A 25,421-nucleotide genomic window follows, 5' to 3' on the forward strand; every position below is an offset into this window, starting at 1 on the left:
GCCGTTGCGCTTAATCGATCGATGGTTCTGCTTGACGATCTAAAACACGTAAGAATGGATACCAGATCAAGCCGACGATCACCACGTCAATGACTTGCAGCAAACCACCTAACCAAGAGTTGGTTGCTAAGACACCACTGAAGACCACAGGAACGGTCCAAGGGACAGATACACCAGTTGGTGCAGGAACAAGTCCAGCCGCCATCACTAAGTAGTTGAAGGTCGTTACCACAAGAGGTGCCACGACCCAAGGAATCAGGATCGTCGCATTCAAGACGATCGGCATACCGAAGATTGCTGGTTCGTTGACGTTAAAGATCCCTGGTGCTAAAGCCAAACGACCCACATCGCGGTATTGTTTTTTCTTCAATACGAAAGCCATCAAGATAACAACGGCTAACGTCATACCAGAACCGCCTAATCCAACGGTAAAGGTTTCCATAAATGGTTTTGTGACGATATGCGGCAGTGCATCCCCATTTTGATACGCTTCTAAGTTGTCTAACATCAATGTATTCCAAATCGGGTCCATCACAGAGTTGACGATGATTTGACCATGTAGACCGAAGAACCAAAGGAATTGAACAAAGAACAAAGCCAGTAGAGTTGCTGGCAAGCTGCTGCCTAGTCCAGTCAATGGTTTTTGGATCAATTCATAAACCAAGTCATGCAAGTTGGCATTGAAGACACCCGTCATGATGGCATTGATCACTAAGAATACCGTTAAGGTGATAATTGCTGGAATCAAAGCGGCAAAAGATTTAGAAACTGCTGGTGGCACCCCATCAGGCATTTTGATCTGCCAGCCGCGTTTTGTGATGCGGCAATAGATTTTAGCTGCCAAAAATGCTGCGATCATCCCGATAAACATCCCTTTTGCGCCAAGACGATCAAGAGACAGCACACCGGAGATCGTTTCGCCAGATTCAGTAGTCATAAAGAAAGGAGTCAAGATCAAAAAGCTGGCAAAAGAAACGGCGCCGCCAAAAATCCCTTCCACATCATATGATTTTGATAAATAATAGCCAATACCGAAAGTAACGAAAACAGTCATGATACTCATTGTTGCATTTTGCCCATTACCAAACAGTGTTCCTAATGTTCCTTTAGTGGCATCACTGAAGAAGGGCAGGTTGTTTAAAACGACCACGATCGATCCAAACATAGTGATTGGGAACGAAAGCATAAACGCGTCCCGCAAGACGGTCAGGTAGCGATTTTGTCCTAAGGCATTCGCCAAGGGCAAAATCTTTTCAGATAACTTGTCCATAAAACCATTCATTATTAGTTCACTCCTTAAATTTCTTTTTGCAATCGATTACATTGATAATGTATCATGTTTTATTTTAAATGTCTATACATTTATTTTAAAAAAGATTGATTTTTGTAACTGCTTCCTTTATGATTAGGGCAGCAAAGAAAAAATGAGGAGTGAATGAAGATGGATTATCAATTTCCAGCAGGCTTTTGGTGGGGGTCAGCCGCTAGTGGCCCACAAACAGAAGGTGTATTTGAAGGTGATGGCAAAGGGGCAAGCATCTGGGATTACTGGTATCAGCAAGAACCAGAGAAATTTTTCAATGGGGTAGGTCCTGAAAAAACCTCGCAAGTCTACACACGCTATCAAGAAGATATTCAACTCATGAAAGAAACCGGCCATACGACGTTTCGGACGTCGATCCAATGGAGTCGTCTTTTCCCGCAAGGCAAAGGAGAAGTCAATCAAAAAGCCGTTGATTTTTACAATGCCTACATTGATGAGCTGATCGCCAACGGGATCGAACCTTTCATGAATTTATACCACTTCGATATGCCAATGGCGCTGCAAGAAAAAGGCGGCTGGTTGAACCGAGAGACCGTGGATGCCTATGTCGCATTTGCGCAAACCTGCTTTACATTATTTGGTGATCGTGTCAAGAAATGGTTCACTCATAATGAACCGATTGTCCCTGTTGAAGGCGGCTATCTTTACCAATTCCATTATCCGAATGAGATCAACATGAAACATGCAGTCCAAGTTGGGTTCCACGAAACGTTGGCGAGTGCCAAAGCCATCAAAGTCTATCATGAGATGAACCTTGATGGGGAGATCGGCATCATCTTGAACTTGACGCCAAGCTATCCAAGAGATGAGAACGATCCAGAGGATGTCAAAGCAGCGCAAATCGCAGATGCCTTCTTTAATCGTTCTTTCTTAGACCCAGCGGTCAAAGGGACGTTCCCAGAAGAATTAGTGACCATCGTCAAGGAATTGGATATGGTACCAGCAATGGAAGCAGATGATTTACAAACGATTCGCGAAAATACGATCGACTTGTTGGGGATCAATTATTACCAACCTCGTCGTATCATGAAGAAAGAATCACCGATCGATGAAGCGAAAAGTCCAATGCCTGATGATTACTTTGATAACTATGATATGCCAAACAAGAAAATGAACCCGTATCGCGGATGGGAAATCTATGAAAAAGGGATCTATGATATTTTGACGAACACGCGAGAAAACTATGGCAATATCAAGTGCTACATTTCTGAAAATGGCATGGGTGTCGAAGGAGAAGAACGTTTCGTCAATGCTGATGGCGTGATCGAAGATGATTACCGCATCGAATTTGTCTCTGACCACCTAAAGTACGTCCACCAAGCGATCCAAGAAGGAACCAATTGTGTCGGCTACCATATGTGGACCTGCATGGACAACTGGTCATGGACCAATGCTTACAAGAACCGTTACGGATTTATCTCCGTTGACTTAGCAAATGATGCTAAACGAACGGTGAAAAAATCAGGTCGTTGGTTTAAAGAAGTTTCAGATAATAACGGCTTTTAATAACAATGAAAAAAGCAATGCTGTAGGAATCAGCATTGCTTTTTTTGTGTAAAATCGCGGATTTTTCTGTCTAATTTCAAAGGGGGTATTCTATTAAAAAACCACCTGTTTTTGCAAATGATAAGCTGGGTTAAATAAAAGAACAGTTTTGATAAAGAAAAGACTAGACATGGAAACGTTCTCGTGGTATTCTTTAGTAGAAATCGGTTTCATTATTTTGTTTTGGGTTTGAAAGGAGAAAAAACAATGGATAAATTTATTGGATTTATGGAGAAGCACTTTATTCCGATCGCTTCTAAAATAGGCTCTCAAAGACATCTAGTGGCCATTCGTGACGGATTTATCGTAACGATGCCGTTGATGATCTTAGGCTCTTTTGGGGTATTGATCAACAACTTACCAATTCCTGCCTATATTGATTTTATGAATGGCATTTTTGGTGAAGGGACATGGCAAGCCTTTGGGAACAACTTGTCAGCAGGTACTTTTTCAATACTTGGTCTGTTAATCGCTTTCACAGTAGCGTATAATTTAGCTAAAAGCTACAATCAAGACGCATTAGGTGCTGGGGCGATCTCAGTTGCAAGTTTCTTCGCATTAGGTGCAATGGCGACAGGCCCAGATGGTTTGTTAACAGCTGCCGGACTTGGTTCTCAAGGATTATTTTTAGCATTAATCGTATCGATCATTTCTACTGAGATCTTCCGTCGTCTAGCTGGCAACCCACGCTTAGTCATCAACATGCCTGATGGCGTACCACCAGCAGTCTCACGTTCCTTTGCTGCATTATTCCCAGCAATGATCACCGTATCGATCTTTGCTTTGTTTACAGCAATTTTCCAAGCATTTGGTGTGACAAGTATCGTATTGTCCTTCTATGAATTGGTGCAACAACCATTCATGGGCTTGGCAAACTCTTACCCAGCTGCTTTGCTATTAGGTTTTATCTCTGCATTCTTATGGTTCTTTGGTTTACATGGTGCCAACATCATCGACCCGTTCATGCAAACGATCAATGTGCCTGCGATCGAAGCAAACGCACGAGCATTAGAAGCAGGAACAGATTTGCCTTATATCGTGAACAAACCATTCTTTGATTCTTTCGTGAACATCGGCGGAACAGGTGCGACACTAGGTCTTTTGATTGCGATCTTTTTAGTTGCTCGTCATCATAAAGCGTATATGACTGTCGCAAAACTATCCGTTGCACCAGGTGTGTTTATGATCAATGAACCAGTGATGTTTGGGTTGCCAGTTGTCTTAAACCCAATCTTGTTCATCCCATATGTGTTGACCCCACTTGTTTTAGTAACGACTGCTTATTTTGCAACCGCAACTGGCTTAGTCCCTGCAAGTACCGTCATCGCACCGTGGACGACGCCACCAATCATCGGCGGTATTTTGTCGACACAAAGTATTGCTGGCGGAATCTTGGCAGCTGTTAACTTGATCTTGTCGGTCGTTATCTACTTGCCGTTCGTGAAAATGGCGCAAATTCAAGAAACACGCCGTTTAAAAAATGCGTAATGTCTGATCGAGTCGATTAGAAACAAGCGCCAAACGTAATAGACCTTATCCGGCCGCGATCAGAGTGCAATACCCCTTATCACACTGCTTCATTGGAAGGTGCAGTGGTGTGATGACACTCTTTTCGTTTGGCCGGTTCTTTTCTCGTTTTTCAATCAATACAATACAACACACGTTTTGGAGGTGGCAAAATGCCCAAATATATGGAGATCGCAGATGTTCTGCGTAAAAGAATCAAGGATGGAACTTATCCGAAAGACAGTCTTTTACCTTATCAAACAGAGTTAGTGGAAGAGTTTGGCGTCAGCCGAATGACGATTAAAAATGCGGTGAATATCCTGATTATGGAAGGCTTGCTGCTGACAAAGCGCGGCTTAGGGACCAAAGTTTTGAATCATTCCTTTTGGGGAAAAGATACCTCATCGGTGACAGAATACAAAGGCCTGAGCTATCAGATGAAACAAGAAAAACGGACGTTGACTAGCCAAGTCATCACCTTTGAAGTCTGTTTTCCTACAACAAGAATTCAAGAGATGCTTCAGATCACTGCCGAACAACCAATCTATCATGTGATCCGTTTGCGGATCTTAGAAGGCAATCCATACATACTCGAGCATTCCTATATGCCGTTGGATCTGGTCAGCGGTTTGACGAAAGAGATCTTGGAAGAATCCGTCTATGACTATCTACTGCAAGATTTAGGCTACAAATTTGCTGGTGCTTATCGGACCTTTCAGGCTGCCAAAAGCGATGAATACGATCAAACCTATTTAGCGTGCCAAGCAGATGACCCAGTATTGGAATTAGAACAGATCATCTATTTAGAATCGGGACGTCCAGTGGACTATTCCTGCAGCCGCAATCGGTATGATGTTCGTGGCTATTCCATGTTAGACATGAAGCCTGACCTGTTACAGCACCGCAAAAAGTAACGGCTTACAAACTGCTTCTTCAACGAAAAAACGCTTCATAGCTACTGTTGGCTATGGAGCGTTTTTGTTTTGACTTAAGAAGTGGGTTGGTTTTGATCACCTAGTTTGGCTAAGATAGTTTCCGCAACGGCTTTGGGGATGCCAGCTTGCTGGATCTCTTCCACGGAAGCTGCTTGGATGTTTTTTAACGACTTGAAGGTTTTCATCAGCTGTTGCTTGCGTTTTGGTCCTAAGCCAGGAATTTCATCCAGTTTGGAAGAAAAGCTGTTTTTACTGCGCAGTTGGCGATGGAAGGTGATCGCAAAACGATGGACCTCATCTTGGATCCGTTGCAGCAAAAAGAATTCCACAGAATTGCGTTCCAGCTGGATCGGATCTAAAAATTCCCCGAAAATCAACTCGCTGGTTTTGTGTTTGTTGTTCTTCACTAAACCCGCAACGGGAATATCTAAACCTAGCTGGTTATACAGCACTTCTTGGGCGGCACCGACTTGGGCTTTCCCACCATCGATGATGATCAGATCAGGAAAAGGCAGGTTTTCTTTTAGGACACGAGAGTATCGGCGGTAGATGACTTCTTGCATAGAGCCATAATCGTCGCCGCCTTGTGCGGTACGGATCTTATATTTCCGATAATCATCTTTAAACGGCTTCCCGTCGACAAAAACCACCATTGCAGACACTGGGTCGGTCCCCATGATGTGGGAGTTATCGAAGGCTTCGATCCGATAAGGTGTCGCGATCCCCATGGCTTCGCCTAGACGATCCACTGCACCGATCGTCCGTTCTTCAGTACGCTCGATCAACGCAAATTTTTGTGCCAAGGCAATGCGGGCATTTTTATTGGCCAAATCGACCAATTTCTTTTTGTCGCCTCGTTGGGGCTGCAGGACTTTGGTTTCCAGCAGCGCTTCTAACGGTGCGGCATCGACATTTTGCGGAACAAAGACTTCTTTGGGAATGAAGTGTTCATTCTTTTGGTAAAACTGGCCGACGAAGGTCAAGAAATCCTCATCCGCTTCATTGTAGAAAGGAAACAAAGAGACTTCTCGTTCGATCAGCTTTCCTTGACGGATAAAGAAGACTTGGACACACATCCAGCCTTTGTCGACACTGTAGCCAAAGACATCACGGTCCATCAGATCTGTCAGAGTCATTTTTTGTCGCGTCATGACGGTATCGATTGCTTGGATCTGATCCCGCAGCTCAGCCGCTCGTTCAAACTCTAACGTTTCAATGGCTTCGCCCATCTTCTCTTTCAGGTCTTTCAAAATATCGACGTGACCGCCGTGGAAAAAGTGTTTGACTTGATCCACGATCTTCTGATAATCCTTGGGATCTACATTGTTGACATAAGGACAGACGCATTGACCCAAATGATAATAAAGACAAGGCCGCTTTTGAGAAGGACCGCATTTTCGTAAAGGAAAGAGGCGATCCAGCACCCGTTTGGTTTCATTGGCTGCTCGTGCATCAGGATAAGGGCCAAAATATAAAGCTCCGTCTTTTAAAACTTTACGAGTGATGATCAGACGCGGATAGCGCTCTTTGGTCACTTTAATAAAAGGATACGACTTGTCGTCCTTTAACATGATATTGTATTTTGGTTTGTTTTTTTGAATCAAATTAATTTCCAGCAATAAGGCTTCCGTATTTGATTCGGTAACGACGTACTCAAAATCATTGATTTCTTGAACAAGCCGTTCGGTTTTCGTATCGTGACTGCCGGTAAAGTACGAACGGACACGATTTTTTAAAATTTTGGCTTTCCCAACATAGATGATTTTGTTATTTTTATCTTTCATTAAATAACAACCTGGTTGGTCAGGAAGCAGCGCTAATTTGTTCTTGATTTGTTCGTTCATTTCAAGATCCTTTCTTACTGGTTTGCTCACGAACTGCATAAGTAGTCAAAAGGCGGTCTAAGCTCTCCTCAAAAAGGGGAACATTAGAGCCCATAGCCAGTACTCTTCATTTTAGCACAAATTTCTTAAGAAACAATCAAACGGACCAGATCGGCAGCGAGGAAGCGTAATCGTAAGAAAAGGTTAAGAAATCCCACGAGGCGGTGGTTCCCCAAAAAAATCAGTTTGTTTTTATACGCTGGCCACCTGTGAGGGATCGTTTTGCGACCACTCCTGAATGAAGGTCCGCAATCCCTCGATGGCTGGTTCTGTGACTACTTTGCGCTGGATGAGGTAAAATTGGCGCTCAAAGTTTTTATCCAGCAGTTGATAGCCAATGCCGTGGGCGGCTCGCTTGGAAAGGATCGAACAGCCGAAACCTTTTTTCAGCAAAGCGACGATCAGTTCATTGCTGGCGATCTCAATGATCGGTCCTTGAATATTCTGTTCCTCCAGATAGCGTTTAGTGTAATAGTAGACACCAGAACTCGCTTCTCGGACGAGCCAAGGACCGACTTGGGGGTCACCAGCTAAGACGAGCTGATCTTTCAAAATCGGGAAACGCAAAATACTTGGTGCAGATAAGGGTTTTTCAATGATCCCTAAATCTAGTTGATGTTGTTCAAGCGCTGTTAAGACTTCAGCGGAGTTCATCATCGATACCCGAAAACGCACCGTGGGAAAGGCGTTGTATAAAGCAATCATCAAGTCAGGCATCAAGGCCATCGCATAGGTATGAGAGATACCTAGGGCACAGTGGCTTTGATGCTGTGTGTTGGTATGGATCTCGCTGGCGATCGTCGACCACTCATCCAATAAATTCAGTGCCTTTTCGTAAAGGTACTCTGCTTGGGGCGTGGCGATCACGTTTTTGCGACCATTTCGTAAAAAAAGCGGTGTATCCAGGTCTTGTTCCAACTGCTTGATTTGAGCAGAAACCGTGGGCTGCGAAATAAACAGCAGTTCGGCAGCTTTCGAAAAATTTTTCGTTTCATAGACCATCTTAAAGGTCTCCAGTAATTTTAACATTGCAATCCCTTCCATTAGAAAATTCAATCATAACTATTATACCAATAAATCCTACTGATCGGTCAATCTGTGTATAATGGATGTTATATGAAAGGATGAAAGCAATGAAGCAACGACAAACAGCTTTGATACTTCCCGGTTTGTTCCTGTCCTTTTCGGTAGCCGTCATCGCCCGAATCATGGCTTTGGCTGTGCCAAAATTAGGAGGAGCAACCCTTGCTATTTTATTAGGAATCATTTTAGGAAATACACTGTTCAAGCAAGAACGCTATCAAGTCGGGACGAAGGTTGCGGAAAGTCGGCTCTTGGAATATTCGGTGGTTTTGCTGGGCTTTACCGTCACTTTCCAGACCATCAGTGAAATGGGCCTTCGGGGCTTTCTCTTTATTTTGCTGATGATGAGCTTGGTCATTACCGCTGCTTATTTGATAGGGAAAAAAATGGGCTTTAATCAAAAGATGAGCCTGATGATGGCAGGCGGCAACGCTGTCTGCGGGTCCTCTGCGATTGCGGCGATTGCACCAGCCATTGATGCCGATGATGAAGAAAAAGGGCAGATCATCACCTTGGTCAATCTTTTAGGCACAGTGATGATGCTGACGCTGCCGTTTTTAGGCTTGGCCTTATACGGCGATGATCTGTTGCAAAAAAGCGCCTTACTTGGTGGCACGCTGCAATCCGTCGGACAAGTCGTGGCGGGGGCTAGTTTGATTGATGCCGACACCGTCAAATACGCGATGCTCTTTAAAATCGCACGCATCATCATGTTGGCAGTCGTCGTCATTGTTTTTGAACGAATGACGACAAAGACCCCCACCAAAACCAAAGCCAAAGGCAATCTTCGGCTGCCGATCCCTTGGTATGTGTTGGGCTTCTTGACCATCTGTATCTTGAACAGCTTCTTGCCGCTGCCTAGCTGGTTGAATGAGGGCGCTCATTTTATCAGTACGTGGTTTGAAACGACAGCGTTGGCAGCCATTGGTTTGCGCTTGGATTTCCGCAAGTTTTTAAAAGAAGGCCCGCGCTTTTTATTCTATGGCCTTTCCGTTGGTGCCGTCCAAACCGTGGGTGCTGTTGCATTGATTTGGTTGCTGCGGCTCTAGTGTTTTCACATAAAAGCGATCCATCGTGGTATGCTGTGCTGCCAATAGTGGCTGGCACAATGCGCGATAGCCAGCTTTTTGATAGACATGCAAGGCTGCTTCTAAAGAATGATGGGATTCTAAATAGAGTTGCCGATAGCCTAGTTCAAAAGCTTTGGCCTCGATTTTCGCCAGCAGAGGATAGCTGAGACGCTGCCCTTTGGCAGCATCACTGAGATAAAATTTTTGCAGCTCGGCGATTTTCCCTTCTGAATCATAAGCGGCAAGACCACCGCCACCTAAAAGGGTCCCTGATTCATCGGTGACGACAAAATAATGGCGGGTAGCAGGATCCGCTGCATAAAATTCACTTAAGTGATCTAACTCGGGATCGAAATAGGCAGTTCCCGGAACCGCCAACTGGTGGTCGGTCAAGCTTTTGCGAATGATAGCGGCTAAGGGCGCATCATCTTGAGATTGGATCGGACGAAATATCGGCTTCATGCAGCTCCTCCTTAACGTAAAAGTAAATGAATAGCTATAGTGTACCACAGCATCGAGGTAGTGTTTAGTGATGATAAGAAAAGCCATCCTCGCAATGGCGCCCCTCTTTAATAAGAAAACCGCCCCCTCGTTGCCAGGCTCCTAATGTGAAAAGGAGTATGGCGCAACGAGGGGGCGGTTTTTGTGTTCGTCATGGAAGCAGTAATTAGAGCGTTTCACCATTAGAGGCGATCACTTGCTGGTACCACGCAAAGGAATCTTTTTTCAAACGATTCAAGGTTCCTTTTCCAGTATTGTCTTTGTCGACATAGATCATGCCATAGCGTTTTTCCATTTCGCCGCTGCCGAAGCTGACGATGTCAATGATTCCCCAAGGCGTATAGCCTAATAACGGTACACCATCTTCAACCACCGCTTTTTCCATCTGTTCGATATGCTCTTTCAGGTAAGTGATGCGGTAGTCATCATGGACTTGCTGTTCATCGGTTAATTGATCGTAAGCACCAAAGCCATTTTCTACGATAAATAGCGGCAAGTCATAGCGTTGATAGATCGTATTTAACACATAGCGCAACCCGACTGGATCGATAGGCCAGCCCCAATCAGAAGCACTAATATAAGGATTCCTCACGATTTTTGCTCCCGGGATATCCTCAGTTGGTGTGCCAGCCACTTCATCAAGGGTTGAGATCGTTCCTGACATGTAATAGCTGAACCCAATATAATCAACGGTTCCCCCTTTTAATAGCGCTTGTTCCTCGGGCGTGATCTCAATCGTGATGCCTTTTTTTGCCCAATATTTTTGCACATAGGTTGGGATCTTGCCTCGTACGTGGACGTCGCTGTAAAAATAGCGCCGTTCATTGGCTTTGACGGATGCCATCAAATCAGCGGGTGCGCAAGAGTAGGGGTAGACCGGGACATAGGCCATCATACAGCCAATCTGAAACTCTGGATTGATTTTTTTGCCTTCGATCACGGCTGCCGCACTGGCAATCAACTCATTGACGCCCGCTTGAAAGACGAGTGCTTCTTTTTGACTGTCATCCTCGATGATCATGGCAGAATTGGTCCAAACGTGCAGCGGCTCTTGCCCATCTGCTTGATTATTGATCTCATTGAAAGTCATCCAATACGTCACTTTGTCACGATACCGTTGAAAAACAGTCTTAGCGAATTTGACAAAGAGGGGAATCACTTCTTTGTTAGCAAACCCACCAAATTCTTCATAGAGGGCGTAGGGCATTTCAAAGTGGGACAAAGTGATCACGGGTTCGATGCCATTTGCCTGCAATTCGTCGAAAAGATCATCATAGTATTGGAGACCGGCTTCATTTGGTTCTTCTTCTGTTCCAGTTGGATAGATCCGGCTCCAAGAAATCGATGTCCGTAGACATTTCAAGCCCAGTTCTTTGAATAACTGGATATCTTCTTTGTAGCGGTGATAAAAGTCAATGGCTTCATGGTTCGGGTAATATTCCCCTTCAATGACGCCTTTGGTGATTTTACGGGGAATACCGTTGCCGCCGGCAGTCATGACATCGGCGGTACTCATTCCACGACCAGCAACATTCCAAGCGCCTTCCGCTTGATGGGCAGCGATCGCGCCGCCCCATAAAAAATCTTTTGGCATTTTTGCGGACATAAATTTCATTCCTCCTCGACTCATTCGTTTGCTTATAATTCTACTTTTTGGGAACGGTTAGAGGCGATCACGAATGGCAAATAGATCAAGACCGAAATCGCAAGACAAACGACACCGACAACCGCAGCGATCGCATTTCCTCCAGTTCCTAAAAAGAGATTAATGATTCCGGGGGTCGTCCATGGTACCCCAATCGCTGGGGTCGGTATGATCGGCCAGATAACGGTGACAAAATAACCCACCAAAATATTGACCATTGGCGTTAAAATAAACGGAATGATCATGATTGGATTCAAGACGATCGGCAAACCGAAGATCATCGGTTCATTGATTTGGAAAATTCCTGGAACTAAGGACATTTTAGCGATCTCACGTTGTTCGGGACGTTTTGAAGCGATGAAGATCGCAATGATCAAGCCCAATGTCATACCAGTTCCGCCCATATTTGCGAACATATCATTTAAAACGCCCCAGGTTTCTTTGTAAGGAACGTCCCACAAGGAGCCGCCCTGGTTGATAAAGTCTAGGTTAGCTAGATCTTGTTCGGTAAAAATCGCTGAACGAACCGCATTCAATGTGTTTGGGCCATGGATCCCGATCGCAAACAACGTAGTTTGCAAGAATGCCAAGATCAAGACACCGACGACATTGCCACCCAGATCCCGCAATGGACTTTGGATCCCATTGTAAATCAGTTCATTGATGCCTTCTGGTGCGATCATTAAAACTAAGAAATTGATCAAAGCAGTGACTGCCACGATGATCACGATCGGAATCATGCCAGAAAAGGAACGAGAAACTGCTGGCGGTACCATTTCAGGCATTTTGATCTGCAGTCGTTTGACTTTGAAAAGCTTCGGCAAGAATTCACCGACCAAACAAGCCACGATCATAGCTACGAACAACCCTTGGGCGCCTAAATATTGTGTGGAGATCACATTGACATCATCTACTGCAAAGGAGGTCGGGTACAAGATCATAAAGGCAGCGACACTTGTCAAACCAACTAGCGTAGCATCTGCTTGGAAATGTTTGGCTAAAAGTTGGGCAACAAGAAACGCAATGAATAAACTCATGATGTTGATGGTCCCGTTCGCCACGGAAGCTAGGACTTGCTGGGCACTTTCCAGATTCGGGAAAAGCCGATTCAGTTGAAATAATTGCACGATGAAACTTTCATTGGAAAATAAAATATTGTTGACCAAAATAACGAGAGAAGAAGCGATGGTCAGTGGGAAAATCAGCATGAACGCATCCCGGATCGCTGCTATGTGGCGTTGATTGTTCAACTTTGTTGCGATTGGTACCAACGAGCGGTCTAACAGGTCATTGAATTTTTGCATAATAATAACACCTTTCCTTAATTGATGCCATCATTATAGCGAATGAAAGCGGCTAAAAGTAAGCGGATACGGATTCCGTACATATCTCTCAAGAAATGAAAAAAATTCCGCAGCCGGAACACAGTGTTACAAAAAAAGATGGTTCAGTAAACTGAACCATCAAGGGTTGGAACGATAATCTTGTAAATAGCCGATCAGTGTTTCTAAAATCGCTACTGAAGGCAATTGACTAGTCAAATCAAGAAAGATGTCTTTGCGTTCCTCTTTGATCGCATACTCGATCGAATAATCGCACAGGCGTGCCAACGTACTTTCCCGATTGGGGGTAATGCAATATTTTTGCACGATTGCCTGATTCTCTAAACCGGTAATGACTTCGATCAGTTCTTTGGTTTCACCAGAGACACTCAGAAAAACCAAAACATTTTTTTGATCTTTACGCAAAAAGCTTTTGATCGGGTAGGTCAGCTCATCAATGCTGATACTAAAGTAACCGAGACTGGCCAACTTGCGGGCAACGTATTGCGCGATCGCACCGGATGCCCCCATCCCCATAAATAAGATCAAATCGGCATCCCGCATCGCTTCGGCAAGTTTTCGTATTTGGTATTCCGCATCAGGGTGGAAGATCTGCATATTCAAGCCTTTGATGCGCGCTTCTAAACCTAAGTGTTCCGGATGCGCATCAAAATGAGCTTTTTCTAAATGATTTTTGATATAGAAGCGAAATTCTGGAAACGACTGAAAGCCGACTTTTTGAATAAAACGAAAGACCGAAGTCGAAGAGACATGAGCATCATCGGCAATGTCGCGTACGCGCATATACGGGATCTTTTCTAAGTGATTGACGATAAAACGGTAGATTTCTTGTTCTACCGCAGAGAGCTTGTTCAAGTTTAATTGTTCAAAAAGCGCCATGCTGGTTCCTCGCTGTCCTAGATAATCAATTTACACCAGTATAGCATATCCGAACTTTTAACGGTGCAGCTGTTGGTGGATCTGATAGACTGCGCCGATCAAGCCAGCATCGTTTTTCAGTTTCGCTGGACGAACAGGTGCGATGGTTTGTCCGCGCAAATAATTGATCGCTTCATGCCGTGTTTCCGTGATCGTCAAGCGAGCCTGCAGGCGTTCCCAGAAATAAGGATTGGCACTGATGCCGCCGCCGATCAACACCAATTCTGGGTCAAAACAGCTAATCAAATTGATCAGCCCTACAGACAAATCCGTTAGAAATTGGTCCGTCAGCTTCAGCGCCAACGCTTCGCCTTGCTGCGCGCGGTCAAAAATTTCTTTGGCGTCTTGGGTGGGTTCAAAGCCAGGAACTGCTGCGCCAGCTAAATTGTAGAGGCGAATCAAGCCGCCCACGACGGCAGTTTTTTTATTGATGGAACTTTCCTCGATATTGCCTTCTTCTGGCAGCTGATCGATCACCATCCAGCCAAATTCACCAGCCATGCCATGAGCACCTCGGTAGACTTGGTTATTGATCACGATCCCACCGCCTACACCAGTGCCTAGGACAAGACACAAATAGTTGGCAGCCTCTTGCGCATTGCCGATCCATTTTTCAGCAATCGCTGCTGCATTGGCATCATTTTCCACCGCCACAGGCAATCCTGTACGCGCTTCCAAGACTGCTTTGAAATTTTCACCATACAACGATTTGATAGCGCCTGCCGTTAACATAAACCCGTCTTTTTGAACGATCCCTGGGGCACTGATCCCAATGCCATCAATCGTGTGGCGGCTCTGGGCATCTTCGATAATCGTGAGTAGATCCTGATAAAACTGAGCTGGCTCATAACTTGTGGGGATCGCTGATTTTTCAAGGATCACGCCGGTTTCATCTAAAACCCCATATTTAATACTTGTTCCGCCAATATCAAATCCTACGTACATTCTTCTTCCTCACCTTCTAAAACATTGTTGCCTTAAGTGTACCATCTGGCAGGAGGAATTTTTTTCTTTTTTCAGCTATTTTTTGCCTGCCGTTTCCGCTGCATCCAAATAAAACAAAATGTCACTTTTGCCTTCCTGATTGGTGCCTTTGTATACCTCCGTATCCAGACCTCCGATGCGAAAGCCTGCCCGCAAGTAGAACAGACAGGCAGAAGGATTGTTGTCCTGCGCTTGCGTGTAGATGCCGCGATAGCCCTTGGCAAGGGCCGCTTTCAGTGCCTGTTGGATCAGCAGTTGACCGACTCCTTGCTGGCGGTAGTCTGTGTTGACTTTTAAGTCATAGAGGTACAGATACTTGAAAAAAGCGTCTTGAACGATTGCTAAGCCGATGCATTTTCCATCATCATAAGCACCGATAAACAGACTGTTTCGGCTCATTTCATCATAGCAATAATTTTCATCTGGGAAACGCATCGTCTGAATGTCTTCAGGTGCAAATTTACAGATTGTGTACTGCCAGTTGCCCTCATTATAAGTCGGCAGCATTTTCCCCCATAAGGAGAAGGGTTCGTTTTTCAAGCGAATGTCAGCTTGGTGTTCTTGATCGATCAGTTTGATTTCTAGCATGAGGCACCTCGTTATCTTTTATAAAAGCAGTTGTTTGGTTTGATGCGATTGTGAGCAGTGTATATGTCAATGTTTCGCTACTAGGGGAACATTCCCATGTACTTGTTAGCAATTTCAAAGCAGAATTCAATCGATATCGTTAAGGTATAGGCGTTTCGATTTTACAAATACCCATAATAAAGAATCTGATGATTGGCATATTGCTGGTAGTCTTTTAAGCAGCGGATGGCTTGGCTATAATCTTCTGCTCGGAGATGGTCGATATAAGCTTGGAAAAATTGAACCGTCGACAGTGTTTTTTTAGGCGAATTTTTAGGATTTGCCATTTTTTTATAGATTGAGGCACTAATGACACGGCTGCTCAACCATTGGTAGGTGCTGACCAGCAGATCATTGGGGCTGGCCGCCATGATCGCCATGTAGACTTCTGGCATCTTGTTCATATAATTGACGTAATCCATCTGCTGTCGGTACGCTTTGGCTTCATTCAGCAGCTGTTGAATGTCGTCAATAGCAAAACTCCCCAAGCCACCAGCAACCTGCTCAGTGGTTAAAATCAGCCAATTGACACAGATTTGCGTGATATCGGCTAGTTCTTTGATTGAAGCTTCCCGCAAAACGACCCCGCGGTTTTTCTTATAAGTGACCAATTTTTCGTGTTCCAGCTGTTTTAAAGCAGAGCGGATCGGGCTGCGGCTATAGCCGGTCGATTTGGACAAAGAAGCTTCCGAAAATGCTTCGCCGACTTTGATATTTCCTGTGAGGATCTCACTTTTTATTTTTTTATAGACAATGGTTTCGATGGTTTCTTCCAACGTCGTTTCCTCCATTTGTGGGTTTACAAGACCTTTACGTAGTTTTTACCCGTTCTTGATGACGCCTTTGTTTCAATCAAAGTATACTACATATTGTTAGTAGTATACTACTAAACAAAACGAAAAGTGAGGATTTTTTATTATGAATAAAAAACAGTGGGCTTTGGTTGGTCTCATTCACATTTTTGCACTAGGTATGCTGGCAGGCTGCGGGAAATCAGCAGCATCGGCGGATGCTAAGGATGGACAGTCAGTTGATAAACTGACGATCGTTCAAATACAAGATGAAACAAATCCAGACTCTGGTCAGAAAAATGAGCAGTTCCGTTCAGACATGTCAGAGGCGTTAGGAATTGAAGTGGAAGAATTAGAAGGTGCTGACTACTCGGTCGGGATCGAGGCCTTGAAAGCAGGGAAGCTGGATGTCTTACTAGTTAGTCCAATGAGTTATTATCAAGCAAAAAAAATCGCAGGTGCAGAACCACTAGTGACAACGACTTCAATGGGCCAAGAAGAATACAAAACGCTTTTCGTTGTTGGAAAAGACGATACCACGACGCAGTCATTAGCTGATTTAAAAGGAAAAAGCTTTGCCTTTGTTGATCCTGCTTCTTCTTCCGGCTATATGTACCCTAAGGCGAAATTAGTCAAAGAGTTGTCATTAGATCCGAATCAATTAGAAAATCCCGGCTACTTTTTTGATACTGTTGCCTATTCAGGCAAGCACGATTCCAGTTTGATGGGGGTAGCCAAAGGAGATTACGATGCCGCCGCAGTGGCTGGACAGGTTATCACTTCATTAGTAGATGCTGGGATGATCCAAGAAGACGATATCCGAGTAATTGGAGAAACAGAGACGATCCCGAATGCCCTCTTCGTCGTTCGCTCCGATTTGCCAGCAGAAACCAAAGCGGCATTGAAAGACTTTTACCTTACCTATGAAAACGAAGAGTATTTTGAGACCTTCTATGGCAGCAAAGAGGTTCGTTTTACCGAAGCAAAAGATGAAGATTATGAAGTGGTACAAGAAATGGTCGAGATCCTTAACTTAGAGGAGGAATAGTCATGGCGAATAACTTATTAGAAATCAAGCAGTTGAGTAAAACCTATGATGGGAAAAAATATGCGTTGTCGCAAATTGATCTGACGGTGGCAGAAGGGGAATTTATCGTCGTGATCGGGCCATCGGGTGCTGGGAAATCGACCTTTATTCGCTCAATCAACCGCATGATCGACCCTTCTGAGGGGCAAGTGATCTTTGCGGGGACGGACATCACCCGTGCGAAGAAAAAGCAGCTGCGACAGATTCGTTCAGAAATCGGCATGATTTTTCAACATTACAATCTGATTGGCCGTACCAATGTGCTTAAGAATGTCCTGCATGGGCGTTTAGGGAAAATTCCTTTTCGCAAAACGGCTTTCGGGCTGTATCCTGAAAAAGACAAACAAGAGGCGGTCCAACTGTTAAAAAAAGTCGGTCTACAAGAGCAGATGTACCAGCGAGCCAATGCGTTGTCTGGGGGACAGATGCAACGAGTTGGTATATGCCGCGCCATCATGCAGCAGCCGAAGCTGATCTTGGCGGATGAACCGATCGCTTCTTTAGACCCTAACGCTGCGAAAGTCGTTATGAAACAGTTGCAAGAGATCACCCAAGAACGCCAGATCACCTGCATCGTCAATCTGCATCAAGTCGATTTTGCCAAGGCGTATGCCACTCGGATCGTCGGCGTCAAAGAAGGAAAAATCGTCTTTGACGGAAAGCCCCAAGAATTGACAGAAGCGATGATTACACATATCTATCAAGGAAAAGAAGAACAGCAGAGGTTAACGCAAGCAACGATTCCCGTAGGAAAGGAGCAGTTGACCTATGGAGAAGCCTAGATTCGTGATTCCGTTGAGGGTTGAATCAAACAAAGGACGAATCTTGAACGGCTTGTTGGTAGTAGTAGCTGTTCTATTGTCGTTTGCCTATTTGCAAATCAATCTGGTGGAAGCCTTTCGGTCACTTCCAGCATTTGTGGGATTTTTTGTGCAAAACTTTTTCCCAGCAAATTTTACAAACATCCGTAGTTACTTGCCCTTGGTGGCAGAGACCGTCTTGTTTGCGATCGTTGGCACTTATCTCTCGGCTTTTTTTGCTTTTGTCTGCGGGTTGCTGATGTCAGAGCAGACGAATCCGTATCCGCTAGTGCGGACGAGTGTCCGCATGGTGATCTCTTTTCTGAGAAATATCCCGGTACTGGTTTGGGCATCGCTGTTCGTTTATATTTTCGGCATTGGGAATATGGTGGGGCTATTGGCATTGACCGTTGCGACCTTAGGTTTTCTGGCTCGTTCTTATGCGGATTCGATCGATGAGATCGGCAGCAGTAAATTAGAAGCGCTGCGAGCAGCAGGCGCCTCTTATTGGCAGATTCTTTTTCATGGATTGATTCCTGAATTTATTCCTTCTTGGATCAATTGGACCTTATTTTCTTTCGAAATCAATATTCGTGCGTCTTCCATTTTAGGAATGGTGGGGGCAGGAGGAATGGGGATCATGATTCAGACCAATATTCGTTTATTTAAATACCGCGAAGCGTTTGCCTTGATTATTCTTTTAGTTTTGCTGGTGCTATTGACTGAATTTGCAGTCAATCAGCTTAGAAAACGAATTGCCTAATTGAAGGAGGAAGCGATGACAACAAAAATTGCATTATCTACGAAAAAAGAACGACTGCTGACTTTAGGCACGATTTGTGGCCTCGTCTTATTGCTGATCACAAGTGTGGCTTTGCTGGACTTGGAGGTCGCGCGCTTTTTAAGCCGTTGGCAAGATGCTGGGACGATTTTAGCAAAATTTATGACCCTCGACTTTTCAAAAATCATTCCAGCGTTGGGCCAATTGTTTGTTTCCTTGTGTATGGCGATCTGCGGTTTATTCATCGGGTGGCTCATTGCACTGGTATTAAGCTTTCTCGGAGCTGCCAACACCACACCGCATCTTTTCCTTTCAATGCTTATCAAAGGGAGTGTAGCGGTAGTACGGGCCGTTCCAGCCCTTGTGTGGATCTTGATCGTGGTGGCTAGTTTAGGATTTGGGAATACCTCGGGGGTTTTAGGACTGGTTTTCCCGACGGTGGGGTATTTAACAAAATCCTTTATCAGTTCGATCGAAGAACAAGACGCGGCAATCATTGAAACGATGCAAGCCACCGGTGCCGGCTGGCTGCAAATGATCACAGAAGGCCTGCTGCCTAACTTGAGCAGCCGCTTTCTAGCCTGGACGTCGATTCGTCTAGAAGGCAACATCGCTGAATCGATCTCACTCGGAATGGTAGGCGCCGGCGGAATCGGCATGCTCTTGACGCGGGCGATCGGTCAATACAATTATGGTGAAATTTCGATGCTGATTTTGCTGATCTTTTTCACGATGATCAGTGTCGAATTAGGGATCGGACAAGTCAAAAAACGAATGAGATAAGGAGACGATCAAGAATGTACACACGATTGCCATTAAAAGGAACCTATAATACAAGAGATTTAGGCGGTTATGCCGCAAAAGACGGAGCAACTGCCTGGAAGCGTTTCTTAAGAAGCGACAGTCTAGCCAATCTACATCCAGAAGATATCGCTTTTTTACAAAGGTATCAGCTGACGACCATCATTGATCTACGGACGACCTTAGAGATCGAAAAGGAGCCAACACCTGTGATCGACGGTGTGGAGAACTGGCCGATCTCCTTGATTTCAGAAACGATGGGGGATGTGACCCAACTGGAGCAGCCGCTGATTTTCAATATGGCGGAGCTGTATATCCAGATGATTGAAGACCGCAAAGAGCAAATCAAGCAGATCATGGAAACGATGGCGGCTGCCGAAGGTTGTGTGTTATTTCATTGTGCGGCGGGCAAAGATCGGACGGGTGTGATCGCTATGCTGCTGCTTCAACTGGCAGATGTAGCAAAAGCCGATATCATTGCCAACTATCAAACGACGCACACCTATTTAGCTGCTAACCCGCTGGTAGCTCAGCAAGTCCAAACAATCACGAATGAGATGTGGCTGTCAGCACCTGAGTATCTGTTGCCCGTCTTAACGCATCTTGAAGAAACCTATACCGATGCGTATCATTATTTGCGGACGATTGGTGTCGCGCAAGAGACCCTCGTTCATTTGCAAAGCAAGCTGATCGATGTGGCAGTGACGGTTTAAGGACATGAACAAACGGAACATCTAAGTGAGGGACCACCGCTTCTTTTTAAAAAGTGGTCCCTTTTTGTCTTAGTCACAATGACCGACGGAAAAATACGTCTTAAGTTTGATTATATTTATCGTTTGTTTTTTTATACTGAAGGTAGATAGAAAAAACGGAGGACAATCACTTGAAGAAAGCAATTAGTATGATCCTGCTCGTGTTAACGATCGGGACCGTCACATTGGTTACATGGTCTTATTTTACGAAAGATGATTCCGGCGAACTGGTTCAGCTGGTGGATCGTTTCAATCCTTTCGTACCGGAGAAAAAGGTTTATGTCAAAACATCAGACGAATACGGCGTGCCGCAAGAACACGACGCCTATGAATATACGCAAGAAGGAATCAATGAAGATGGACAAAAAATAAAAATCACGTTTTGGGCACCACAAAAATTAAAAGAAAATGCCTACCTAGAGCTTGATGCAAAAGGTAAACATGTGGAGTCGTATCAAGAGGTGACTGAGCAGGATCTCCCTGACGCTATCAAAGACGAGTTGCTTACGACCCATTGATCATCGAGCCTGCTTGAAAAAACGGACAGAAAGTCATTTCCCACAAGTCGGGAGATGGCTTTTTTTAGTGCCTTCGCCTAAAGAAAAGCTCGCCAATATTTGATTTAGGTGAAAAAGATTAGAGAAAGATAGAATTTTCAGAAAAAATAGATAATTTTTTCAATTCTTAGTTGCAATAGTAGAAACGTCTGGTATTCTCTATGAGGTAGTTAAAAAAAATCATTCATATAATTAAAAATAGCAACAGTGAGAGAATCACCGTGTATGAAGGATCAACGGTTTTCGAGGAGGAACGTATGACAGAAAAAAATCAATTAAAAAAACAGATGAAAACCAGACACATCACTATGTTGGCACTAGGTGGCGCAATCGGTGCCGGCCTATTCAAAGGCAGTGGGGAAGCGATCCAGTTAGCGGGGCCTGCGGTCTTGCTGGCGTTTATTTTTTGCGGGCTGATCTTATTTGTCGTTATGACAGGGCTGGGTCAGTTGGTCTTATCTGACCAAAAACAACATGGTCTTTCGGGCTTAGTCCAGCCGTATCTCGGCGTGCATACAGCTGATTTCATTGATTGGATCTACTGGTCGATGTGGATGATCAACATCATCGCCGAAGCAGTTGCTGCCGCAAGCTTTTTGCAGTTGTGGTTTCCCAATATTCCAGCTTGGATCTTTGTTTTGATTTTGGCACTACTCACGACCATCATCAATTTGTTTTCGGTCCGCTTGTTTGCAGAAACGGAATACTGGCTTTCGTGGGCCAAAATCAGTGTGGTGATTGCGCTGATCTTGGTGGGTCTCTATCTGGTTGCCACGCAAGTTTTAGATTTGGGCTTTTTACCGACGATGAGACAAATGACAGACTATGGCGGTTTTGCCCCTCATGGTCTCAAAGGATTTATCAATTCTTTATTGGTCGTAATCTATTCTTATGGCGGTTCTGAGTTAGTAGCCATCACGATCAGTGAAGCAGAAAATCCCAAAAAAGCGATCCCTCAAGCAATCAAAGGAGTAATGACTCGGATTGCCGCTTTTTACATCATTCCCTTGTTTCTTTTACTGATCATTTATCCGTGGAATCAATTAGCCGATCCAAATGTCAGTCCCTTTGTAATGGTGTTTCAAAAAATCCATGTGCCTTTTGCTTCCGACATCGTTAATTTAGTGATCATTTTGGCCTTGTTTTCCTCCATCAATTCTGGGGTCTATGCTTCTTCAAGAACGTTGTTTTTCCGGTTAAGCAACAATGGCCAGAAAAAAAGCCGCTTCACGATGCTGAATAAAAACAGTGTGCCCCAACGAGCGATCATGTTTTGCAGCGGTACTTTATATCTTGGAGTCGTTCTTTCTTACTTTTTAGGCGACAAACTCTTCAATTATCTGGCAGGCTCCCTGTCGTATACTGTATTACTGATTTGGTTGTTGATCAGTGTGGCGGCGTTTGTTTTGGTACGCAAGCAGAAGAAAATGGGCTATACGATTTTTTTGGGTGGGGCGATCCTTGCGTTGCTTTTGCTGTTTGCCGGAATCTTGATCACTAACCCATTAGCGGTCACAGGTTTCACCGCATTGCTGTATACGATCATTTTTCTTAGTTTTTATTGGAACCATCGAAAAATAGGGGACACCAGTGGAAAAAGTTGAAGAACCCTCCCTTAAGGCATAAACTGATGGGGAAGGAACCCCGCGTTCGGTTGTTTCTTCGGTTCTCAGGAATGTGACGATAAAATAAAGTGTAGGAGAAAACGATAATGGTTAATTTTTGGACATTGATTTTCGGTACCCTCAGCTGGGTCGTGGTGGAAAGTCTGCTTTACAATCCGATGCATAAGTGGGGCAAGTTTTGGGCGAAAGAATCAGGAATGGCAGAGAAGATGAACGGTCAGCAGATGACGACCGGAGACATGCTCTTTACCTTTGGCGGCACGATCGTTGGTGGGATTCTCTTATCGGCAGCGACCTATCAAGTCGTCTATTGGTTTGCCACATTCGATCATGATGGTTGGCTGATGACCTCCTTGCAAGTCGCTTGCTTATTATGGCTAGGGGTGTATGGGGTCGCCACCTTCGTGATGGCTGTTTACTCGGGACAGTCCCGTAAATTAGTTGGGCTGCACCTTGTGAATGGGTTTCTAGGAGTGATCGTTTTAGGGCTTGTTGTCGGACTAATTGGACAATAGGCAGCGATCATATCCCAGCGAGAACGTTCAAAGATCTCAACGAATCAATCCTAAAGAAAGCCAATCTTGTCTCGACAAGGTTGGTTTTTTTTTTGCGCGTGGAATTAATCTCATTATAAAAAAAAGCTATAAAAGCAAATTGTTTATGCTATACTGAAAATAACTCAATTTGACAGGGAACACAAACCCACGGGTTTGCGAAAAATCATGAAAGAAGGAAACTTAGGGACAACGAGAAGGGGAAAAATGAAAACGAAAAGCAAGTTAGGTAGAGGAATATTTGCTACCGTTTGTTTAGCGGCGTTATTTTTTTTGGCAAGCTGCAGTCGCTCAGGGGTTGACTCTGCAGCTGCGAATCAAGTATTGACCAATAGCAACAGTCATCAGCAATATGCTTTGTATCTATTTGAAGATGGAAAGATCACTGTCAATAAAACGCTGACTTTTTTTACCAATCCGAATCAATCACCTGCGGATATCGCGGAGAAACAAGAAGAACAGTTAGCGCAGATCAATGAACATCTACAAGCAGAGTTTCCCAAAAGCAAAGCACTGACTGCGGCAGACATCGGCACTATGCACACTTTTGAAGTGACAAATGCCCAAGTGATCATTGATCAAGAGAAAAAGGAAGTGCGCATGACTGGTGATGATTTTGAGAAAGTATTCAAAATGGCGGACAACAATGACAAGCGTCTGATCGATGACGAACAAAACGAGTACGAGTTTTCTTACGATGAGAAATAGCAAGTGATAAAAAAGCGGCTGTCTCCGACGAGACAACCGCTTCAGACTGTGGACAAACCTTAGGCAAAAATGAGGTTTGTTTTTTTTCGTTGCAAAATATTAGTGACTATTACGGAAAACATTTTGCGCAAGGAGTAAGTCCGCGACTTTGCGCTTCTGCTAAAGTGGCAGGCGTGTAGGTACCGTTGCCGCATTTTCTCGTATGATATTTCGAACCTGTTGGTGTAACGAGGACCGACGTTTGGGCTTGATTGCTAGCAGCGGCTGGCTGACTTTGTTCTGGCACAGCGGCGGCTGCCTGCCGTTCTTCCTCCGCCTTGGCTTGAGCGGCTGCTTGTTCGTTGGCAGCGATTGTTTGCGCCACTGTTTTTGTTCGAGTAGCTAATTCCTCATCGGGGGTCTTGAGACGAGCGACAGCATCTTCTGCACGAGCAAGGGTATCTTTTGTCGGCTCCGCCTCTGCCGCTTCCACCGCTTGGACAGCTTCTGCAACGAGTGCTTCTGCTTCTTTCTCAGAAATCTTGGTTTCTACAGTGGATAACCGACCTTCAAATGTTTCCTTGTTCAAAACCGCTTGTGCGACCAATTCTTTTGCCTGATCGAAATCACTGCGTTCAAGAGAAGCTTCAGCGGTATCGAGGGCTTTGCCGATGGCAAGGTGTTCTTCAACTACAGCTAGCCGAGTAGCGAGATCTTCGTAGGTTTTACTTAAAGCATGAATCAGCGTCACGGCTTCGTCGTAATTCTTTTGGTTTGGCTGGGATTCGGCAAGAGCCAGTGCCGTCTCAGCTTTTTCCAGTGCTGCTTGTTCTTGTCTTTCAGCTTGCAAACTCGCTAGAAATGCGCGAGAAGGTTTGACGGTGACGACTTCTTCTTTGGTGCTTCCACCCATGGAGGCTTGGAGAGAAAATTCCTGTTCCTCTTCATCTTGAAGTTGCACGGTGTAAGAAAATGTTTCGTCCGCCAGCGAAACCTCCACCCCGTTGATCGTCAGTTGCGCTTCTGGGTTGGTTTGTCCCGTAATCGCCGCTTCGCCTTGTTCGTTGGTAACCAGTTCTGCTTCATCTACGTGAAGCTCCGGTGTTGCTGCTGGAGTCATTAGTGCTCCGCCAATCAATAAGAGAAAACCACCCATAAAAATAACGATCTTGTTGCGAAGCGGCTTTTTCTTGATCAAACTAAGAACAAAAAAGATTCCGCTTACAACCATTGTCAAAAAACCAATAACAAAAATAAACATCCCCATAACTTTCTTCAGTTCCTTTCTTGTGAATATTTTAATTATAACATTTTTCCTAACTTATAAGCCATTCATAACCGGTAATCAATGCTGATAAGAGTAGAAGGGAGTAGCAATCGCAAATCAATATCTATTTTTATCAATAAAAAATAGATTTCTTTAATTTTTTGTTATAATATGATACGTAACTGGCTGTTTTATCTGTATTGTCTTTTTCGAAAGGGCACTTAGTTTCAGTACATTTTTTTGCTTCATCACTGAAAAAAAACGTTAAGATCATACGTAATGAAACGAGCAAACATCTGTAAATCAGCAGGTTCCTGTGGTATCTTCCCCCCAAAGCCGCCATAAAAATAGACGG

General features: G+C 44.5%; 24 protein-coding genes. 13 read left to right on the plus strand and 11 right to left on the minus strand.

The window, feature by feature from the left end; genetic code table 11:
• Positions 1 to 10 precede the first annotated feature (10 nt).
• The gene (gene celB, locus ENLAB_RS09980; RefSeq protein ID WP_244350918.1) at positions 11 to 1,282 is read right to left on the minus strand and encodes a PTS cellobiose transporter subunit IIC; all 1,272 of its coding nucleotides are present in this window, start codon (positions 1,280 to 1,282) and stop codon (positions 11 to 13) included.
• A 159-nt stretch (positions 1,283 to 1,441) separates the two neighbouring features.
• Here celB and ENLAB_RS09985 point away from each other — a divergent pair, with 159 nt between their 5' ends.
• The 3 genes from ENLAB_RS09985 (at position 1,442) to ENLAB_RS09995 (ending at position 5,289) form a co-directional block, all read left to right on the plus strand.
• The gene (locus tag ENLAB_RS09985; RefSeq protein ID WP_010748556.1) at positions 1,442 to 2,830 is read left to right on the plus strand and encodes a glycoside hydrolase family 1 protein; all 1,389 of its coding nucleotides are present in this window, start codon (positions 1,442 to 1,444) and stop codon (positions 2,828 to 2,830) included.
• 246 nt (positions 2,831 to 3,076) lie between these two features.
• On the plus strand, positions 3,077 to 4,357 hold the full coding sequence (locus ENLAB_RS09990) for a PTS sugar transporter subunit IIC (RefSeq protein WP_061053571.1): 1,281 nt from the start codon (positions 3,077 to 3,079) through the stop codon (positions 4,355 to 4,357).
• 191 nt (positions 4,358 to 4,548) lie between these two features.
• On the plus strand, positions 4,549 to 5,289 hold the full coding sequence (locus tag ENLAB_RS09995) for a GntR family transcriptional regulator (protein ID WP_008376546.1): 741 nt from the start codon (positions 4,549 to 4,551) through the stop codon (positions 5,287 to 5,289).
• A gap of 74 nt (positions 5,290 to 5,363) precedes the next feature.
• Here ENLAB_RS09995 and uvrC read toward each other — a convergent pair whose 3' ends face one another.
• The gene (gene uvrC, locus ENLAB_RS10000) at positions 5,364 to 7,154 is read right to left on the minus strand and encodes an excinuclease ABC subunit UvrC (protein WP_005226686.1); all 1,791 of its coding nucleotides are present in this window, start codon (positions 7,152 to 7,154) and stop codon (positions 5,364 to 5,366) included.
• 231 nt (positions 7,155 to 7,385) lie between these two features.
• On the minus strand, positions 7,386 to 8,237 hold the full coding sequence (locus tag ENLAB_RS10005) for a LysR substrate-binding domain-containing protein (RefSeq protein ID WP_142426413.1): 852 nt from the start codon (positions 8,235 to 8,237) through the stop codon (positions 7,386 to 7,388).
• 65 nt (positions 8,238 to 8,302) lie between these two features.
• Here ENLAB_RS10005 and ENLAB_RS10010 point away from each other — a divergent pair, with 65 nt between their 5' ends.
• Entirely contained in the window at positions 8,303 to 9,325 is a 1,023-nt protein-coding gene (locus ENLAB_RS10010; protein ID WP_244350921.1) for a YeiH family protein, read from the plus strand.
• Here the strand turns inward: ENLAB_RS10010 and ENLAB_RS10015 are convergent.
• The 7 genes from ENLAB_RS10015 to ENLAB_RS10045 form a co-directional block, all read right to left on the minus strand.
• Positions 9,251 to 9,808, minus strand: a complete 558-nt coding sequence (locus ENLAB_RS10015) for a GNAT family N-acetyltransferase (protein ID WP_244350924.1) — start codon at positions 9,806 to 9,808, stop codon at positions 9,251 to 9,253. The two genes, ENLAB_RS10010 and ENLAB_RS10015, sit on opposite strands and share 75 nt — an antisense overlap.
• 205 nt (positions 9,809 to 10,013) lie before the next feature.
• Positions 10,014 to 11,453: a 6-phospho-beta-glucosidase gene (locus tag ENLAB_RS10020; protein ID WP_279612815.1), complete on the minus strand. Its 1,440-nt coding sequence runs from the start codon at positions 11,451 to 11,453 to the stop codon at positions 10,014 to 10,016.
• A gap of 32 nt (positions 11,454 to 11,485) precedes the next feature.
• Positions 11,486 to 12,796 carry a PTS sugar transporter subunit IIC gene (locus ENLAB_RS10025; RefSeq protein WP_244350926.1) on the minus strand — a complete coding sequence of 437 codons (1,311 nt, stop codon included), beginning with the start codon at positions 12,794 to 12,796 and terminating at the stop codon, positions 11,486 to 11,488.
• 159 nt (positions 12,797 to 12,955) lie between these two features.
• Positions 12,956 to 13,714: a MurR/RpiR family transcriptional regulator gene (locus tag ENLAB_RS10030; protein ID WP_081117684.1), complete on the minus strand. Its 759-nt coding sequence runs from the start codon at positions 13,712 to 13,714 to the stop codon at positions 12,956 to 12,958.
• A gap of 57 nt (positions 13,715 to 13,771) precedes the next feature.
• Positions 13,772 to 14,698 carry an ROK family protein gene (locus tag ENLAB_RS10035; RefSeq protein ID WP_081117685.1) on the minus strand — a complete coding sequence of 309 codons (927 nt, stop codon included), beginning with the start codon at positions 14,696 to 14,698 and terminating at the stop codon, positions 13,772 to 13,774.
• A gap of 75 nt (positions 14,699 to 14,773) precedes the next feature.
• Positions 14,774 to 15,325 carry a GNAT family N-acetyltransferase gene (locus ENLAB_RS10040; protein WP_195265556.1) on the minus strand — a complete coding sequence of 184 codons (552 nt, stop codon included), beginning with the start codon at positions 15,323 to 15,325 and terminating at the stop codon, positions 14,774 to 14,776.
• Positions 15,326 to 15,486: 161 nt separating this feature from the next.
• Positions 15,487 to 16,140, minus strand: a complete 654-nt coding sequence (locus ENLAB_RS10045) for a GntR family transcriptional regulator (RefSeq protein ID WP_244350928.1) — start codon at positions 16,138 to 16,140, stop codon at positions 15,487 to 15,489.
• Between the two features lie 142 nt (positions 16,141 to 16,282).
• On the opposite strand from ENLAB_RS10045, the gene ENLAB_RS10050 reads away from it, so the two are divergent.
• From ENLAB_RS10050 to ENLAB_RS10090, 9 genes are all read left to right on the plus strand, one after another.
• Positions 16,283 to 17,203 (plus strand): phosphate/phosphite/phosphonate ABC transporter substrate-binding protein, encoded by a 921-nt coding sequence (locus tag ENLAB_RS10050; RefSeq protein ID WP_015508762.1) that lies wholly within the window; start codon positions 16,283 to 16,285, stop codon positions 17,201 to 17,203.
• Positions 17,204 to 17,205: 2 nt separating this feature from the next.
• Positions 17,206 to 18,024 carry a phosphonate ABC transporter ATP-binding protein gene (phnC, locus tag ENLAB_RS10055; RefSeq protein WP_244350930.1) on the plus strand — a complete coding sequence of 273 codons (819 nt, stop codon included), beginning with the start codon at positions 17,206 to 17,208 and terminating at the stop codon, positions 18,022 to 18,024.
• A complete protein-coding gene (gene phnE, locus ENLAB_RS10060) occupies positions 18,011 to 18,805 on the plus strand; it encodes a phosphonate ABC transporter, permease protein PhnE (RefSeq protein WP_244350932.1) in 795 nt (264 codons plus the stop codon). Before phnC ends, phnE begins: the two co-directional genes overlap by 14 nt.
• Positions 18,806 to 18,820: 15 nt before the next feature.
• The gene (locus ENLAB_RS10065; RefSeq protein WP_128488796.1) at positions 18,821 to 19,606 is read left to right on the plus strand and encodes a PhnE/PtxC family ABC transporter permease; all 786 of its coding nucleotides are present in this window, start codon (positions 18,821 to 18,823) and stop codon (positions 19,604 to 19,606) included.
• Positions 19,607 to 19,620: 14 nt separating this feature from the next.
• The gene (locus tag ENLAB_RS10070) at positions 19,621 to 20,337 is read left to right on the plus strand and encodes a tyrosine-protein phosphatase (RefSeq protein ID WP_015508766.1); all 717 of its coding nucleotides are present in this window, start codon (positions 19,621 to 19,623) and stop codon (positions 20,335 to 20,337) included.
• 188 nt (positions 20,338 to 20,525) lie between these two features.
• Positions 20,526 to 20,894 carry a YxeA family protein gene (locus ENLAB_RS10075; protein ID WP_325907263.1) on the plus strand — a complete coding sequence of 123 codons (369 nt, stop codon included), beginning with the start codon at positions 20,526 to 20,528 and terminating at the stop codon, positions 20,892 to 20,894.
• A 296-nt stretch (positions 20,895 to 21,190) separates the two neighbouring features.
• On the plus strand, positions 21,191 to 22,537 hold the full coding sequence (locus ENLAB_RS10080) for an amino acid permease (protein ID WP_244350936.1): 1,347 nt from the start codon (positions 21,191 to 21,193) through the stop codon (positions 22,535 to 22,537).
• A gap of 107 nt (positions 22,538 to 22,644) precedes the next feature.
• The gene (locus ENLAB_RS10085) at positions 22,645 to 23,073 is read left to right on the plus strand and encodes a DUF1761 domain-containing protein (protein WP_086293648.1); all 429 of its coding nucleotides are present in this window, start codon (positions 22,645 to 22,647) and stop codon (positions 23,071 to 23,073) included.
• 246 nt (positions 23,074 to 23,319) lie between these two features.
• The gene (locus ENLAB_RS10090) at positions 23,320 to 23,820 is read left to right on the plus strand and encodes a hypothetical protein (protein ID WP_244350938.1); all 501 of its coding nucleotides are present in this window, start codon (positions 23,320 to 23,322) and stop codon (positions 23,818 to 23,820) included.
• 109 nt (positions 23,821 to 23,929) lie between these two features.
• Here the strand turns inward: ENLAB_RS10090 and ENLAB_RS10095 are convergent, their stop codons facing one another.
• Positions 23,930 to 25,066: a serine protease gene (locus ENLAB_RS10095; protein WP_081117690.1), complete on the minus strand. Its 1,137-nt coding sequence runs from the start codon at positions 25,064 to 25,066 to the stop codon at positions 23,930 to 23,932.
• Between the last annotated feature and the right edge of the window lie 355 nt (positions 25,067 to 25,421).

The sequence above is a fragment of the Enterococcus innesii genome (genome assembly GCF_022846515.1).
GTDB classification, from domain to species: domain Bacteria; phylum Bacillota; class Bacilli; order Lactobacillales; family Enterococcaceae; genus Enterococcus_D; species Enterococcus_D innesii.